Source organism: Pseudomonas sp. CF161 (assembly GCF_000416215.1).
GTDB lineage: Bacteria > Pseudomonadota > Gammaproteobacteria > Pseudomonadales > Pseudomonadaceae > Aquipseudomonas.
The window spans coordinates 166,337-184,314 of record NZ_ATLP01000112.1; the positions used below are offsets into that span (position 1 = coordinate 166,337).

Annotated in this window: 6 protein-coding genes; 5 read left to right on the top strand and 1 reads right to left on the bottom strand. The window is 65.9% G+C overall.

The genetic code is table 11. The features are described 5' to 3' along the window. Positions 1–20 precede the first annotated feature (20 nt). The 3 genes from CF161_RS26665 to CF161_RS26675 all read left to right on the top strand — a co-directional run bounded on the left by CF161_RS26665 (position 21) and on the right by CF161_RS26675 (position 2,660). A complete protein-coding gene (locus CF161_RS26665; protein ID WP_020299743.1) occupies positions 21–644 on the top strand; it encodes a TetR/AcrR family transcriptional regulator in 624 nt (207 codons plus the stop codon). 108 nt (positions 645–752) lie between these two features. Continuing rightward, entirely contained in the window at positions 753–1,547 is a 795-nt protein-coding gene (locus CF161_RS26670; protein ID WP_043230457.1) for an ABC transporter substrate-binding protein, read from the top strand. A 99-nt stretch (positions 1,548–1,646) separates the two neighbouring features. Next, positions 1,647–2,660 (top strand): GNAT family N-acetyltransferase, encoded by a 1,014-nt coding sequence (locus CF161_RS26675; RefSeq protein ID WP_020299745.1) that lies wholly within the window; start codon positions 1,647–1,649, stop codon positions 2,658–2,660. A gap of 97 nt (positions 2,661–2,757) precedes the next feature. Here CF161_RS26675 and CF161_RS26680 read toward each other — a convergent pair whose 3' ends face one another. Then, positions 2,758–3,306 (bottom strand): RNA polymerase factor sigma-70, encoded by a 549-nt coding sequence (locus CF161_RS26680; RefSeq protein WP_020299746.1) that lies wholly within the window; start codon positions 3,304–3,306, stop codon positions 2,758–2,760. Between the two features lie 374 nt (positions 3,307–3,680). Between CF161_RS26680 and CF161_RS26685 the strand changes: the two genes are divergently transcribed. Beyond that, on the top strand, positions 3,681–16,703 hold the full coding sequence (locus CF161_RS26685) for a non-ribosomal peptide synthetase (protein WP_020299747.1): 13,023 nt from the start codon (positions 3,681–3,683) through the stop codon (positions 16,701–16,703). Positions 16,704–16,907: 204 nt separating this feature from the next. After that, positions 16,908–17,942: a hypothetical protein gene (locus CF161_RS26690; protein ID WP_020299748.1), complete on the top strand. Its 1,035-nt coding sequence runs from the start codon at positions 16,908–16,910 to the stop codon at positions 17,940–17,942. The last annotated feature ends 36 nt before the right edge of the window (positions 17,943–17,978 follow it).

Consider the following 17,978-nt stretch of genomic DNA (forward strand, 5'->3'; position numbering starts at 1 on the left):
CTGAATGTAGGAGAGAACCCGTGGACGAGCAAAAAGCCTTGCAGGCCATACGCGAGCTGGTCGCCAACGGGCAACTGACCGATCCCGACAGCGCCCGGGGCAAGCTGCTGCAAACCGCCGCCCATCTGTTTCGCAATAAAGGCTATGAGCGCACCACGGTGCGAGACCTGGCCAGCGCCGTGGGCATTCAATCGGGCAGCATTTTTCATCACTTCAAAAGCAAGGACGACATCCTGCGCGCGGTGATGGAAGAAACCATCCACTACAACACCGCGTTGATGCGGGTCGAACTGGCGGCGGCCGGCAGTGTGCGCGAGCGGGTGCTGGCGCTGATTCGCTGTGAATTGCAGTCGATCATGGGCGGCAGCGGCGAAGCCATGGCGGTGCTGGTGTACGAGTGGCGTTCGCTGTCCGCCGAGGGCCAGGCGCAAGTGCTGGCGCTGCGCGATATCTATGAGCAGATCTGGTTGCAGGTGCTGGGCGAGGCCCGGGAGGCGGGGTATATCAAGGGCGATGTGTTTATCACCCGGCGCTTTCTGACCGGTGCCTTGTCCTGGACCACCACCTGGTTTCGCGCCGATGGCAGCATGACCCTGGAGCAATTGGCCGAGGAAGCCTTGACCCTGGTGCTCAAGGACCGTTAGCAGGCCTTGGCCCAAGCCATCATTGTTTGTTGCAAAAGTTGTCGAAGTGCTTGAAACCGCCTAGCTTACTTGCATTCCCCCCGATCTTTTTTGAGGTGCGTTGCCTTGATGTCCTTGTCCATGCGTACGGCCACGCAAATCGCGTTACTGGCGTTGGCTGCGCTATGGATGGGGCCGGCAACCGCGGCGCAGTTGGTGCGGGTCGCGGCAGCGCACTTTCCGCCTTACACCGTGCGCCCCGAACAGGGTGCCGACACCGGGCTCCTGCCGCAATTGGTGGAAGCCCTGAACCAACTGCAAAGCGACTACCAGTTCGTTCTGGTCCCCACGTCCATCCCCCGGCGCTTTCGTGATTTCGAGCAGGGCCGCGTGGACATGGCGATTTTTGAAAACCCCGCCTGGGGTTGGCAGGACATCGCTCACACCAGCGTCGACATGGGCCTGGAGGACGCAGAGATTTTCGTCGCCCAGCGCACGCCGCAGCGGGGCCAGGAATACTTCAACGACCTTTCCGGCAAGCGCCTGGCGCTGTTCAGCGGCTACCACTATGCCTTTGCCCACTTCAACGCCGACCCCAAGTACCTGGCGCAAACCTACAACGCCACCCTGACGTACTCCCACGACAGCAATTTGCTGATGGTGCTGCGCGGGCGTTCGGACATTGCCCTGGTGACCCGCTCCTACCTCAGCGACTTCCTGCTGCATAACGCCGATGACGCCCCGCAATTGCTGGTGTCCGAGCGCATCGATCAGGTGTATCACCACTATGCGCTGATCCGCTCCAAGGCCCCGATCAGCGGCGAAGCCTTCGGCCAGTTGCTCCAAGGCCTGCGCGACAACGGGCAAATGCTGAAGATCTTCGACCCCTACCGCATCGTGGTCAGGCCAGTGGCCCGTCGCTGATTGGGCCTGATGGCCCGCCGCCAGGCATTGAAGGCTAAATTTTTGCTCACCGATCACGTCACTTGCTTGAACTGTCGACGATTATCGTGAGCCCGACCCATGTCCAATCTGAACGATCTGAGCGCCCTGGCGTTGCCCCAGGGGCAGCGCCTTGCCGCCGATGAAACTGCCACCTGCCTGAGCCTCATACTGGAAGGGCAGTTGCTGATCCAGCTGCGCCTCGATCGCGAGGAGCAGACCCAGGTCCACCTGCTGCAACTGCACCAACGGCCGTTGGGCCAGGCCATCTGGGCCGCCTGCTATTGGTTGTTCGCCCGCGACCCAAGCTGCCAGTGCCTGACCTGGCACCTGCCCGAGCGCCCTGACGAGGCGTTGCGCAGCGGGCTGCTGATAGCCGGCGAGCACGCCGAGCAGTACCTGTGCCAGCGCACCCTGTTCTGGCAGTTGCCGCAACCCTGGCTGGGGGAGTCGCTGACCGGCAGTTATCCACAGCAGATGATCATCAGCGACGGCAAGCGCCACCCGCGACGTCCGGTCAAGCCCCGGGGCGAAGTCTATCGACGCTTCGATGCGCGGTTGGGGGGCTGGGTGTCGTTGCGCACCCTGGAGATCGAGAGCGACCTGGCGCGTTTCAACCGCTGGCAGAACAACCCGCGGGTCCTGAGTTTCTGGCAGGAAGGGGGCAGCCTCGAGCAGCACCGCGAATACCTCGACAAGCTGCAGGCCGACCCCCACACCCTGACCCTGATCGGCTGTTTCGACGACCAGCCGTTCGCCTACTTCGAAGCCTACTGGGCCAAGGAAGACCGGATCGCGCCGTTCTATGACGCCGACAATTACGATCGCGGCATTCACATGCTGGTGGGTGAAGAGGATCAGCGCGGCCCGCACAAGGTGGCGAGCTGGTTATCGGCGTTGGTGCATTACCTGTTCCTCGACGACCCGCGCACCCAGACGGTGGTTGCCGAGCCGCGCGCCGATAACGCGAAGATGATCGGCTATATGCACAACCAGTGTTTTCACTGCGAGAAGGAGTTCGATTTTCCTCACAAGCGCGCGGCCCTGATGATGTTGGGGCGTGAACGCTTTTTCGATCGTTGCTCCCTGCTGTAATCCCGGGAGCGGGCTTGCCGGCGAGGGCGGTGCAGTTTTCTGCTCCGGGCCCTGGTCGGCTGCAAGCTAAGTTGCTGGCCTCAGGAAGAGGCGGGGCTCAACGGCGGGCGTAGGTATCGGCGCGGTTGCCCGAGACTTTGCGGCAGTGCACCAGGGCATCGCGAATCATGAAGTTGACCAGGGTCGGCGAGACGCCGAGCTCCTTGGCGATGTCCTTTTGCGGCACGCCGTGCAGGCGGTACATCTCGAACGCATAGCGGGTGCGACTCGGCAGCTCCGTCAAGGCGTCGGCGATGTGTTCCAGGGTCGAAAAATTGATGTGCGAGGTTTCCGGGGACGCGCCATGAATGACCACATTCAAACCTTCCTCTTCAGTGCCTGAGTACTTCTGCTCCAGCGCCTGCTTGCGGTAGTGGTCGATCGCCAGGTTGCGCACGATCTGGAACAGATAGCTGAGCTGGGCCTTGAACGACGAAGTGATCTGCGGTGCCGACTGCAATCGGAAGAACGCATCCTGCACCACGTCTTCGGCGCGCGAGCGGCAGCCCGTGATGCGCGCGGCAATCTTGACCAGAATCAGGCGGTTATCGACAAACGCCTGGAGAAGCGGTGAATCACACTTGCTTGTGGATACTTGTTCCGTCATGGAAATCACCTTGTTGCAGGGGGGTAAGTGGGACGACAGAAGATTGGGACTCGTCCTACACATCGAGCGACAAATTAGGCTGAATGATAATGATTGTCAATTGAGAAAGAGAATTAATGCTCCCCTAAGGTGCAGATTGAGAACTGCTGCACGTCTGACCCCGGCGCCGAGCCTTGGGAGGGCAGGATGGCGACTAATTATTTCAAGACGTCATCCGTTCTCATTGGAGAAAGGTCACGGGCCAAAAGCCTTGTCATGCAGCGCTGAAAACCTTCCGTATATCGGCATAACCCTTTGTTTATAAAAGGGTTGTGAGGCGCGCGGCAGCTCCCGGATCGACACCAATTGCAAGCATAATCCTGGCAGGAAACCCCATGACGGACGCGTTCGAACTCCCCAGCACCCTGGCCCACGCCCTTCAACGCCGGGCGGCTCAGACGCCCGATCAAGTGGCCTTGCGCTTTCTTGCCGAAGACCAGGATCAGAACGTGGTCCTGACTTACCGCGACCTCGACCTGCGCGCGCGGACCCTGGCTGCGGCCCTGCAAGCCAACGCCGAGCTGGGCGATCGGGCGGTGCTGCTGTTCCCCAGCGGGCCGGATTATGTCGCGGCGTTTTTTGCCTGCCTGTACGCCGGGGTGATTGCGGTCCCGGCTTATCCACCGGAGTCGAGCCGGCGCCATCACCAGGAGCGGCTGATCTCGATCATCGCCGACGCCGAGCCCAGGCTGCTGCTGACCAGCGCCAGCCTGCGCGAATCCCTGCTGCAGATGGCAGAGCTGCAAGCCCCCGGTGCACCGCCCCTGCTTTGTGTCGACACGCTGGACCCGAGCCTGGCCCAGGGCTGGCGGGCCGTTGAGCTGGCGGCCGACGATATCGCCTTCCTGCAATACACCTCCGGTTCCACGGCGCTGCCCAAGGGTGTGCAAGTCAGCCATGGCAACCTGGTGGCCAACGAACTGCTGATCCGTCGCGGCTTTGGCATCGACCTCAACCCCGATGACGTGATCGTCAGCTGGCTGCCGCTGTACCACGACATGGGCCTGATCGGCGGCTTGCTGCAACCGATCTTCAGTGGCGTGCCCTGTGTCCTGATGTCCCCGGGCTATTTCCTCGGTCGGCCCCTGCGCTGGCTGGAGGCGATCAGCGAGTACGGCGGCACCATCAGCGGTGGCCCGGATTTCGCCTACCGCCTGTGCAGCGAGCGGGTCAGCGAGTCGGCCCTGGCGCGCCTGGACCTGAGCCGCTGGCGCGTGGCCTATTCCGGTTCCGAGCCGATTCGCCTGGACACCCTGGAGCGTTTCGCCGAGAAATTCGCCGCCTGTGGATTCACCTCCCATCAGTTCTTTGCCTCTTATGGTTTGGCCGAGGCCACCTTGTTCGTGGCCGGCGGCACCCGTGGCCAGGGCATCCCGGCGTTGCGCCTGGATGACCAGGCCCTGGCGCGCAACTGCGCCGAGCCGGGCAGCGGCAACGCGCTGATGAGTTGCGGCAGCAGCCAGCCGCTGCACGCGGTGCTGATCGTCGACCCTCACACACTGGCCGAACTGGCCGAGAACCAGGTGGGCGAAGTCTGGGCCGCCGGCCCGAGCATCGCCCACGGTTACTGGCGCAACCCCGAAGCCAGCGCCAAGACCTTTGTCCAGCACGCCGGTCGCACCTGGCTGCGCACCGGCGACCTGGGCTTTATGCGCGCTGGCGAGCTGTACATCAGCGGGCGCCTGAAAGACCTGCTGATCGTGCGCGGGCACAATCTTTATCCACAGGACATCGAGCAAACCATCGAGCGGGAAGTGGAGGTGGTGCGCAAAGGCCGGGTCGCGGCGTTCGCCGTCACCGAGCAGGGCGTGGAGGGCATCGGGATTGCCGCGGAGATCAGCCGCAGCGTGCAGAAAATCCTGGCCCCCGAGGCCTTGATCAAACTGATTCGCCAGGCCGTGGCCGAGGCCTATCAGGAAGCGCCGAGCGTGGTGCTGCTGCTCAACCCGGGGGCGTTGCCCAAGACCTCCAGCGGCAAACTGCAGCGTTCGGCCTGCCGCACGCGCCTGGCCGAGGGCAGCCTGGATCACTATGGAGTGTTCCCGCCGTCGCTCAATGGCGCCGTTGAGTCGGCCCCGGCCGAGCAGGGCAGCAGTGAGCTGCACGCGGTGATCGCGCAGATCTGGGCCGAGCAGCTGCACGTGCCCCACGTCGCGGCCGATGATCACTTCTTCCTGCTGGGCGGCAACTCGATTGCCGCGACCCAGGTGGTGGCGCGCCTGCGGGAAGCCCTGGGCCTGGAGCTGAACCTGCGGTTGCTGTTCGAGGCGCCGACCCTGGCCGGCTTTGCTGCCCAGGTGGCGCGCCTGCAACAGGATGGCGGCCTGGCCCAGGGCGCCATTGGTGCCTTGTCCCGCAGCGAGGCCCTGCCGCAGTCCCTAGCCCAGAACCGGCTGTGGATCACCTGGCAACTCGACCCGCAGAGCACGGCCTACAACATTCCCGCCGGTTTGCGCCTGCGCGGCGAACTGGACCCGGATGCCCTGCGCAGCAGCTTCGAGCAATTGATCGAGCGCCATGAATCGCTGCGCACGCACTTTTTCGAACGCGACGGCCAGGCCCTGCAACAGGTGGCCCCGAGCGCGGAATTCAACCTGCAATTGATCGACCTCGGCGACCTGCCGCCGGCCGAGCGCGAAGCCCGGGCCCAGCAGATCCGCGAGGACGAAGCTCGCACCCAGTTCGACCTGGAGCACGGCCCGCTGCTGTGGGTCACTTTGCTGCGCCTGGACGACGAAGAACACCAACTGCTGGTGACCTTGCACCACATCATTGCCGACGGTTGGTCGCTGAACCTGCTGATCGACGAGTTTTCGCGCCTGTATGCGGCGGCCTCCCAGGGGCAGGTGGCGACGCTTGCGCCCCTGCCGTTGCAGTACGCCGACTACGGCAGTTGGCAGCGCCAGTGGCTGGCCCAGGGCGAGGGCGAGCGCCAACTGGCGTACTGGAAACAACAACTGGGGGACGAGCACCCGAGCCTGGAACTGGCCACCGACCACCCGCGCGCGGCGCAACTCACCCGCAGCGCCGCACGCCACAGCCTGCGCCTGGGCGCGAGCCTGAGCGAGGCCGTGCGCCAGGCCGCCCAGGCCCAGCAATCGACCACCTTCATGGTGCTGCTGACGGCGTTCCAGAGCCTGTTGTATCGCTACAGCGGCCAGCGCGACATACGCATCGGCGTGCCCAATGCCAACCGCCCGCGCCTGGAAACCCAGGGCCTGATCGGCTTCTTTATCAACACCCAGGTGCTGCGCGCCAGCATCGATTCGCGGCTGTCGTTCGCCGAGCTGCTGCAACAGACCCGGCAAGCCGCACTGCAAGCCCAGGCCCATCAGGACCTGCCGTTCGAGCAACTGCTGGAAGCCTTCCCCCAGGCGCGGGAGCAGGGCCTGTTCCAGGTCATGTTCAACCACCAGCAACGCGATCTCAGCGCCTTGCGCCGGCTGCCCGGGCTGCTGGCCGAAGAGTTGCCGTGGCACAGCCGCGAAGCCAAGTTCGACCTGCAACTGCACAGCGACGAAGACCGCAACGGGCGCCTGAGCCTGGCCTTCGACTACGCCGATGAATTGTTCGACGCCGCCACCATCGAGCGTCTGGCCGAGCATTTTGTGAGCCTGCTGCAACAGGCCTGCGAGCAGCCGGACACCGCCATCGGCGACCTGCAACTGCTCAACCCGGCCGAGCAGGCTCAGCAACTGCACTGGAGCAACGCAGCCTGCACCCCGGCCACGCGCTGGCTGCCGGAGCTGCTGTGCGAACAGGCGCGGCTGACCCCGGAGCGCAATGCCCTGCTGTGGGACGGCGGCAAGATGAGCTTTGCCGAGCTGCACACCCAGGCCAACCGCCTGGCCCATTACCTGCGCGACAAGGGTGTGGGCCCGGATGTGCGGGTGGCGATTGCCGCCGAGCGTTCGCCGCACCTGCTGATCGGCCTGTTGGCGATCCTCAAGGCCGGTGGCGCCTATGTGCCGCTGGATGCGGATTACCCCGTCGAGCGCTTGGCCTACATGCTGGGCGACAGCGGCGTCGAGCTGCTGTTGACCCAGACCCACCTGCTCGAGCGCCTGCCCCAGGCCGCGGGCGTCAGCACCATCGCCATGGACAGCCTCAAGCTCGACACCTGGCCGAGCCAGGCCCCGGGCCTGCACCTGGATGGCGCGCACCTGGCCTACGTGATTTACACCTCCGGCTCCACCGGCCAGCCCAAGGGCGTGGGCGTGACCCACCAGGCGCTGAGCGAACGCTTGCAGTGGATGCAGGCCACCTACTGCCTGGACGCCAGCGACGTGCTGATGCAAAAGGCGCCCGTCAGTTTTGACGTGTCGGTCTGGGAGTGCTTCTGGCCGCTGATCACCGGTTGCCAGTTGCTGATCGCCGCCCCCGGCGAGCATCGCGACCCGCACCGTATCGCCCGCCTGGTGCAGGACTACGGCGTGACCACCCTGCATTTTGTGCCGCCGCTGTTGCAGCTGTTTATCGATGAGCCCCTGGCCGCCCAGTGCACAAGCCTGCGCCGCCTGTTCTCCGGGGGCGAAGCCTTGCCTGCCCAATTGCGCAGCCGAGTCCTGGAGCAACTGCCGCAGGTGCAACTGCACAACCGCTATGGCCCGACCGAGACCGCGATCAACGTCACCCACTGGCACTGCACCGATGCCGACGGCGAGCGTTCGCCCATCGGCCGGCCCCTGGGCAATGTGATTTGCCGCGTGCTCGACCACGACCTCAACCCATTGCCTGCCGGCGTCCCGGGCGAACTGTGCATCAGCGGCAACGGCCTGGCCCGTGGCTACCTGGGACGTCCGGCGCTGACCGCCGAACGTTTTGTGGTCGACCCGCTGAGTGTCAGCGGCGAGCGCCTGTACCGCACCGGCGACCGGGTGCGCTGGAGCCGCGAGGGCGTGCTCGAATACCTCGGGCGCCTCGACCAGCAGGTCAAGCTGCGGGGCTTTCGCGTCGAGCCGCAGGAAATCGAAGCACGGCTGCTGGCCCAGGACGGCGTGGCCCAGGCTGCGGTACTGGTGCGCGACACCGTGGCCGGGGCGCAGCTGATCGGTTACTACACCGCCAGCAACCGTTGCGAGGATGAGCCCGCACAGAGCGCCCGCCTTAAAGCGGCCCTGGCCGCCGAACTGCCGGACTACATGGTGCCGGCGCAACTGCTGCGCCTGGTGGCCATGCCCCTGAGCCCCAGCGGCAAACTCGAGCGCCGTGCCTTGCCCGAGCCGCAGTGGCAGGTGCGCGAGCACGTCGAGCCGAGCAGCGCCCTAGAACAGCAAATCGCCGGGGTCTGGCGTGACGTGCTGGGCCAGGAGCGGATCGGCCTGCGTGACGATTTCTTCGCCCTGGGCGGCCACTCGCTGCTCGCCACCCAGATTATTTCCCGCACCCGCCAGGCCTGTGATGTCGAGCTGCCGCTGCGGGTGCTGTTCGAAGCCAGCGAGCTGGGGGACTTTGCCGAACAGGTGCGGTTGATCCAGCAAGCGGGGCAACGCAATCAGCAGCCGCCGATTGCCAAGGTCGACCGCAGCCTGCCGGTGCCGCTGTCCTATTCTCAGCAGCGCATGTGGTTCCTGTGGCAAATGGAGCCCGACAGCCCGGCCTATAACGTCGGCGGCATGGCGCGTTTCAGCGGTGTGCTGGATATCGGGCGTTTCGAGGCGGCATTGCAGGCGCTGATCATGCGCCACGAAACCTTGCGCACCACCTTCCCCAGCGTCGACGGCGTGGCCCGGCAACAGGTGCACGGGCAAAGCGCGGTGCGCATGGCCTGGAAGGATTTTTCCGCGCTCGACGCGGCGGCCCGGGAGTCGCGCCTGCAGCAACTGGCCGACAGCGAGGCGCATACACCGTTCAACCTGGAGACCGGCCCGCTGCTGCGGGTGTGCCTGGTCAAGGCCGGCGAGCAGGAGCACTACCTGGTCCTGACCCTGCACCACATCGTCACCGAAGGCTGGGCGATGGATATTTTCGCCCGGGAACTGAGCGCGCTGTACGAAGCCTTTATCGACGACCGCGAGTCGCCCCTGGAACCCTTGCCGGTGCAGTACCTGGACTACAGCGTGTGGCAGCGCCAGTGGCTGGAGGCCGGCGAACGCCAGCGCCAGCTCGACTACTGGACCACGCAACTGGGCTACGAGCACCCGCTGCTGGAGTTGCCCAGCGACCGGCCGCGGCCGCCGGTGCAAAGCCATCAGGGCGAGCTGTACCGCTTCGACCTGAGTGACGACTTGGCGGCGCGGGTCCGGGCCTTCAATGCGCAACAGGGTCTGACCCTGTTCATGACCATGACCGCGACCCTGGCAGTGCTGCTGTACCGCTACAGCGGCCAGACCGACCTGCGCATCGGCGCGCCGGTGGCCAACCGCATCCGCCCGGAAAGCGAAGGGCTGATCGGTGCCTTCCTCAATACCCAGGTCCTGCGTTGCCAGCTCGACGGGCAGATGAGCGTGGCCCAGCTGTTCGAGCAGGTGCGGCACACCGTGATCGAGGGCCAGTCCCATCAGGACCTGCCGTTCGACCACCTGGTGGAAGCCCTGCAACCGCCACGCAGCGCCGCCTACAACCCGTTGTTCCAGGTGATGTGCAATGTGCAGCGCTGGGAGTTCCAGCAACGCCGGCAACTGGCCGGGATGAGCGTGGAGTACCTGGCCAACGATGCGCGGGCGACCAAGTTCGACCTCAACCTGGAAGTCACCGACCTCGACCATCGCCTGGGGTGCTGCCTGACCTACAGCACCGACCTGTTCGACGAGCCGCGCATTGCGCGGATGGCCGGGCACTGGCGCAACCTGTTGCAGGCGCTGATTGCCAATCCGCAGCAGCGCCTGAGCGAACTGCCGCTGCTGGACGCCGGCGAGCAACAGCACCTGCTGGACAGCCTGGGCATCGAGCCTGGGGTGCATCGTCTCGACCAGTGCATCCAGCAGCTGTTCAGCCAGCAGGCGCAGCGTCGCCAGGACGCGCCGGCCCTGACCTTTGCCGGGCAGACCCTGAGCTACAGCGAACTCGACAGCCGCGCCAATCGTCTGGCCTGGATGCTCCGCGAGCGTGGGGTTGGCCCCCAGGTCCGGGTCGGGCTGGCCCTGCCGCGTTCCCTGGAAATGGTCATCGGCTTGCTGGCGATCCTCAAGGCCGGCGGCGCCTACGTGCCTCTGGACCCGGAATACCCGCTGGACCGCCTGCATTACATGATCGAAGACAGCGGCATCGGCCTGCTGCTCAGCGACCGCGCGATGTTCGAGGCCCTGGGCCCGCTGCCGGCCACGGTCGGGCGCTGGTGCCTGGAGGCCGACGGCGCGCTGCTGGCCGACTACCCGGCCAGTGAGTTGCCCTTTATCAGCCTGGCGCAGCATCAGGCCTACCTGATCTACACCTCGGGTTCCACCGGCAAGCCCAAGGGCGTGGTGGTGGCCCACGGCGAAATCGCCATGCATTGCCAGGCGGTGATCGAGCGTTTCGGCATGCGTGCCGACGATTGCGAGCTGCACTTTTATTCGATCAACTTCGACGCCGCCACCGAGCGCCTGCTGGTGCCGCTGCTCAGCGGCGCCCATGTGGTGCTGCGGGCCCAGGGCCAGTGGGACGCGCAAGAGATCTGCCAACTGATCCGCCAGCACCGGATCAACATCCTCGGCTTTACCCCCAGCTACGGCAGCCAGCTGGCGCAATGGCTGGCCACCCAGGGTGAAACCCTGCCGGTGCGCATGTGCATCACCGGCGGCGAAGCCTTGACCGGCGAGCACCTGAGCCGGATCCGCGCGGCGTTCCAGCCGAGCCTGTTCTTCAACGCCTACGGCCCCACCGAAACCGTGGTCATGCCCCTGGCCAGCCTCGCGCCCCAGGTACTGGAGGAGGGCGTCGGCAGCGTGCCCATCGGCAGCGTGATCGGCGCCCGTGTCGCCTACATTCTCGATGCCGACCTGGCCCTGGTGCCGCAAGGTGCCACCGGTGAGCTGTATGTCGGCGGTGCCGGCCTGGCCCAGGGCTATCACCAGCGTCCGGGCATGAGTGCCGAGCGCTTTGTCGCCGACCCGTTCAGCACCGAGGGCGGGCGCCTGTACCGCACCGGCGACCTGGTGCGCCAGCGTGCCGACGGCCTGGTGGAATACCTGGGGCGGATCGACCATCAGGTGAAAATTCGCGGTTTCCGCATCGAACTGGGGGAGATCGAGACCCGCCTGCTGGAACATGCCGCGGTGCGTGAGGCGGTGGTGCTGGTGCTGGAGATGCCCGGTGGCCGGCAGTTGGCGGCGTACCTGGTGAGCGAGGCAGCCGAGCACGGCCCGGAGCAGCAGAACGCCCTGCGTGACGCGCTCAAGCTGCACCTGAAAAGCCAGTTGCCGGACTACATGGTGCCGACCCACCTGATCCTGCTGGCGAGCATGCCCCTGACCGCCAACGGCAAGCTCGACCGTCGCGCCTTGCCCCTGCCGGACCCGGAGCTCAACCGCCAGCAGTACGTGGCGCCGAGCAACGAGTTGGAGCAGACCCTGGCCCAGGTCTGGTGCGAAGTGCTGAACCTGACCCAGGTCGGCCTCAACGACAATTTCTTCGAACTGGGGGGCGACTCGATCCTGTCGATCCAGGTGGTCAGCCGGGCGCGCCAGCTGGGTATTCATTTCAGCCCGCGTGACCTGTTCCAGCACCAGACCGTGCAGACCCTGGCCGCCGTCGCCAGCCGCAGCCAGCAGGTCAGCGCCGAGCAAGGCCTGCTCAGCGGCGCGTCGGGCCTGACGCCGATCCAGCACTGGTTCTTCGACAGCGCCATCCCCGAGCGCCAGCACTGGAACCAGGCCTTGCTGCTGCAACCGACCCAGCCGCTGGACCCGCAGCACCTGGAGCAGGCCCTGCGGACGCTGCTGGAGCAGCACGACGCCCTGCGCCTGCGCTTTACCCGGGACGCGGGCGCGTGGCAGGCCGAACACCAGGCGCTGGGTGACGAGCCGCTGCTGTGGCACGTGCGCGTGCCGTCCATGGAGCGTTGCCTCGAACTGTTCAGCGATGCCCAGCGCAGCCTCGATCTGCAGCAGGGACCGCTGTTGCGGGCGCTGCTGGTGGACGGGCCGCAAGACCAGCAACGGCTGTTGATTGCCATTCACCACCTGGTGGTCGACGGGGTCTCGTGGCGCGTGCTGCTGGACGATCTGCAAAGCGTCTACCGCCAATTGCTCGAGCAGCAGGCGCCGCGCCTGCCGCTGAAAACCAGTGCCCTGCGCGACTGGGCGGCGCGCTTGCAGGCCTATGCCGGCAGCGAGTCCCTGCGCGAAGAACTGGGCTGGTGGCAGGATCAACTGGCCGGCCCCAGCGCCGAGCTGCCGGTGGAGCGCGCCCAGGGCGGGCAGCAACAGCGGCATGGGCAGACCGTCAGCGTGACCCTGGATGCCCGGTGCACCCAGCAACTGCTGCAACAGGCGCCCGCCGCCTACCGCACCCAGGTCAACGACCTGCTGCTGACTGCCCTGGCGCGGGTGCTGTGCCGCTGGACCGGGCAGGACTCGGCGTTGATCCAGCTCGAAGGCCACGGCCGCGAAACCCTGTTCGACGACATCGACCTGACCCGCAGCGTGGGTTGGTTCACCAGTGCCTACCCGCTGCGCCTGACCCCGTTGCAGATCGAAGAAGCGGCCGGGCAGGGCGCCTCGATCAAGGCCATCAAGGAGCAATTGCGCGCCGTGCCGCACAAGGGCCTGGGTTATGGCGTGCTGCGTTACCTGGCCGATGACCTGAGCCGCCAGACCCTGGCCGCCTTGCCCCGGGCGCCGATCACCTTCAACTACCTGGGGCAGTTCGACCAGAGCTTTGCCCAGGACGCGCTGTTCCGCCCGCTGGAAGAGCCGGTGGGCCCGGCCCACTCGCCGGACGCGCCGCTGCCCAACGAGCTGAGCGTCGACAGCCAGGTGTATGGCGGCGAACTGGTGCTGCGCTGGACCTTCAGCGCCGAGCGCTTCGACAGCCAGACCATCAGCGACCTGGCCGAGGCCTACCTGGGCGAGCTGCGCAGCCTGATTGGCCATTGCCTCAAGGACGATGCCGGCGGCCTGACGCCTTCGGACTTCCCCCTGGCCCGCCTGACCCAGGCACAGCTGGACGGTTTGCCGGTGCCGGCGGCGCAGATCGAAGACGTGTACCCGCTGACCCCGATGCAGGAAGGCATGCTGCTGCACACCCTGCTGGAGCCGGGCACCGGCCTGTACTACATGCAGGATCGCTACCGCATCAACAGCGCGCTCGACCCCGAGCGTTTCGCCCAGGCCTGGCAGGCGGTGATCGCCCGTCATGAAGCCTTGCGCGCGTCCTTCTGCTGGAACGTCGGCGAAGACATGCTGCAAGTGATCCACAAGCCGGGCAGCACCCCGATCGAATACCTGGACTGGACCGCGGTGGCCGAGGCCGAGCAGGAACCGCAACTGCAAGCGCTGCTCAAGCGTGAGCGCGAAGCCGGGTTCGAACTGCTGGAACAGGCGCCGTTCCACCTGCGGCTGATCCGCGTCGGCGCGACCCGCTACTGGTTCATGATGAGCAACCACCACATCCTGATCGATGCCTGGTGCCGCTCGTTGCTGATGAATGACTTCTTCGAGATCTACAGCGCCCTCGGCGAAGGCCGCGACCCGCAGCTGGAGGTGGCGCCGCGCTATCGCGACTACATCGGCTGGCTGCAACGCCAGAGCCTGGCCGAGGCGCGCCAGTGGTGGCAGCGCAACCTGCAAGGGTTCGAGCAGACGACGCCGATCCCCAGCGACCGGCCTTTCCTGCGTGAACATGCTGGAGACAGCGGTGGCATGACCGTCGGCGACTGCTACACCCGTCTCGATGCCCGCGACGGTGCGCAATTGCGCGAGTTGGCGCAGCAGCACCAGCTGACCATCAACACCTTCGCCCAGGCGGCCTGGGCCCTGGTGCTGCGGCGCTTGAGCGGCGAGCGCGACGTACTGTTCGGCGTCACCGTGGCCGGACGCCCGGTAGAGATGCCGCAGATGCAACGCACGGTGGGGCTGTTTATCAACAGCGTCGCGCTGCGGGTCAAGATGCCGGCCGACGATCAGCCGTGCAGCGTGCGTCAGTGGCTCGGCGAGTTGCTGGCCAGCAACATGGAGCTGCGCGAGTACGAATACCTGCCGCTGGTGAGCATCCAGGAACACAGCGAACTGCCCAAGGGCCAGCCGCTGTTCGACAGCCTGTTTGTGTTCGAGAACGCGCCGGTGGAAGTCTCGGTGCTGGACCGTGCGCAAAGCCTCAATGCCACCTCGGATTCGGGCCGTACCCACACCAACTTCCCGCTGACGGCGGTGTGCTACCCGGGGGATGACCTGGGGCTGCACCTCTCTTACGACCAGCGTTACTTCGACGAGAACACCGTGCAGCGCATGCTGGGCGAGTTCAAGCGCCTGCTGCTGGCGTTGATGCACGGCTTGCACGGGGACATGGCCGACCTGCCATTGCTCGGCGAGCAGGAGCAGCAATTCCTGCTGCACGACTGCAACCAGAGCGCCCATGAATACCCACTGGAGCGCAGTTACGTCGAGCTGTTCGAGGCGCAGGTGGTGGCCCATCCGCAACGCATTGCCGCCACCTGCCTGGATCAGCACCACAGCTACGCCGAGTTGAACCGACGCAGCAACCGCCTGGGGCATGCCCTGCTGGCCAAGGGCGTGGGCTTCGATCAACCGGTGGCGCTGCTGGCCGAGCGTGGCCTGGACCTGCTGGGCATGATCATCGGCAGCTTCAAGGCCGGGGCCGGTTACCTGCCCCTGGACCCGGGCCTGCCGAGCCAGCGCCTGGAACGCATCATCGACCTGAGCCGGACCCCGTTGCTGGTGTGCACCGAAGCCTGCCGTGAACAGGCGCAGCACCTGCTCGACGAGTTGGCCTGTGCCCACCGCCCGCACTTGCTGGTGTGGGAAGCGGTGCAGGCCGGCGATTTTGCCGAGGGCAACCCGGGCCGCTACAGCGCCCCGGACAACCTGGCGTACGTGATCTACACCTCGGGTTCCACCGGCCTGCCCAAGGGCGTGATGGTGGAGCAGCGCGGCATGCTCAATAACCAGTTGAGCAAGGTGCCGTACCTGCAACTGAGCGAGGCCGATGTGATCGCCCAGACGGCGTCCCAGAGCTTTGATATTTCGGTCTGGCAGTTCCTCGCGGCGCCGCTGTTCGGGGCGCGGGTGGACATCGTGCCCAACGCCCTGGCCCACGATCCCCTGGGCTTGCTGGAACACGTGCAGGCCCAGGGCATCAGCGTGCTGGAAAGCGTGCCGTCACTGATCCAGGGCATGCTCGCCCAGGAGTCGGTGGCGCTCGACGGCCTGCGCTGGATGCTGCCCACCGGCGAGGCGATGCCACCGGAACTGGCGCATCAGTGGCTGCTGCGTTATCCCCAGGTGGGCTTGGTCAATGCCTACGGGCCGGCCGAATGTTCCGATGACGTGGCGTTCTTCCGCGTCGACCAGGCCTCGACCCGTGGCAGTTACCTGCCGATTGGCACGCCCACCGACAACAACCTGCTGTACCTGGTGGACGACGCCCTGGCCCTGGCGCCCCTGGGCGCGGTCGGCGAATTGTGCGTGGCCGGCACCGGTGTCGGGCGCGGTTATGTCAGCGATCCGCTGCGCACCGCCCAGGTGTTCGTGCCCAACCCGTTCGGCGCGCCGGGCGAGCGTTTGTACCGCACCGGCGACCTGGCGCGGCGCCGCAGCGACGGTGTGCTGGAGTACGTCGGGCGCATCGACCACCAGGTGAAAATCCGCGGCTACCGCATCGAGCTGGGGGAAATCGAAGCCCGCCTGCACGAGCACCCGGACGTTCGCGAAGCGGCGGTCGGGGTGCAAGAAGGCGCCAATGGCAAGCACCTGGTGGGCTACCTGGTGGCCAGTGACTCGGCGCTCACGCCCGGCGAACGCCTGGAGCGGATCAAACAGCAACTGCGCAGCGAACTGCCGGAATACATGGTGCCGCTGCACTGGCTATGGCTGGAGCGCATGCCCTTGAACGCCAACGGCAAACTCGAGCGCAAGGCCCTGCCGGCCCTGGAGATCGGCCAGTTGCAAGGCCAGGACTACCTGGCACCGCGCAACGAACTGGAGCAGACCCTGGCCGCGATCTGGGCCGAGGTGCTGAAGGTCGAGCAGGTGGGCATCCGCGACAACTTCTTCGAGCTCGGCGGGCACTCGCTGCTGGCCACGCAGATCGCCTCGCGGGTGCAAAAGCAACTGCAGCGCAACGTACCGCTGCGGGCCATGTTCGAGTGCAGCACGGTGCAAGAACTGGCCGAGTACATCGAGGGCCTGGGCACCAGCGAAATCGATGAAGAAAAAGCCGACCGCCTGAGCGATCTCATGGCCGAACTGGAGGGCCTCTAACCCCCTGACCCTGTCGCCGCTGCCGAGGCACGAGGCTGCGCTGTCCCCTCCATCCGCCAACCCAGCGGTAGGCGAATCGAAGGTCAGCCCAGCCTCCGTCTCCCCCTGTAATTCTTGCTATAGTCGCGGCCCCTTGCCTGACAGCGCCTTCAGCGGCGCTGCCGGGCATTGTTGTTTCAGACAGGCTTTCAAGGATCAGGGACGATGACGGCACAGCTTTACTGGCGTGATATCGAGAGTCGGCAAGGCCGTTGGGTCGGCCTCGGGGTCCAGGTCGAGGGCGAAGCGCGCAAGCCCAAGCTGCACCTGCTGACCGGCAACAACTGGCGGATGCAGCTGATGCTGGGCGCCACGCCACTGTTCTGGGCGACCATGGCCGGTCATTGCGACGGCGTGTGGCTGATCCGCAATGCCCAGGCGGCCGAGGCGCTGCAACTGCTGCCGAGCATCTCCTCGGCAGAGGTCGAACAGCATCAGGCGCTGGCCCCGGACGTGCGGCTCAAGGCCTGGAGTCGCCATTTCGTCAGCCAGCTGCACAGCCTGCAAACGGACTTCTTCTACCCCGGCTACTGGATTGCCCGGGGCCTGCTGCCGGACCCGGACAACATTCGTGGCATCGAGCGCAACGGCGTTGCGGCCTGGTCCTTTGCCTCCATCGACGACACCTCCAGCCACCTGCCGGGCTGGCGCCTGCGGGGCAGGGCGCTGGCCGACGACCTGGCCGTGGAGCCGGTGCACTGGATCAACTGGTGGTCCCATGACAGCAACCTGCTGCGCCTGCGCCGCGTCGACCCCACGGCCGGGCGCCTGAAGTGGTGGCGCAAGAAGGCGCGCGAGGGCAGCTTGCCGCCGATCCTGTTGTGGTTCGTCGGCGGCCTCAGTGCCTATGTGGTGCTCGATGGCCATTACCGCTTGCAGGCCGCGATCGAGGAAAACCGCCCGCCGCAGTTTATCGTCCTCAGCTCCACCCATATCCAGCCGGTGCAGCCCGACCCCGATTGGCAGCAGCAGGTGCTGGAAACCTTGCGCCGGCAGATCGACAAGTACCCCAACTTCGATCCGGCGAGCATGAATGACGTCCTGATCCACGCCTTCGACGACCGCCCCGAGCATTCCCCGCAGACCCACACCTGGGTCGGGATCGGTTCGGATCAGGCCTGGGTCGATGACGTCAGCCGGCATTTGCAGGCCCAGGGTGAAACCGGGCATTTGCAGGACATTATTCAGCGCAAGGCGTGAGCCTCGCGAGTGGCAGGCAGGGATTGAGGAGTGAAG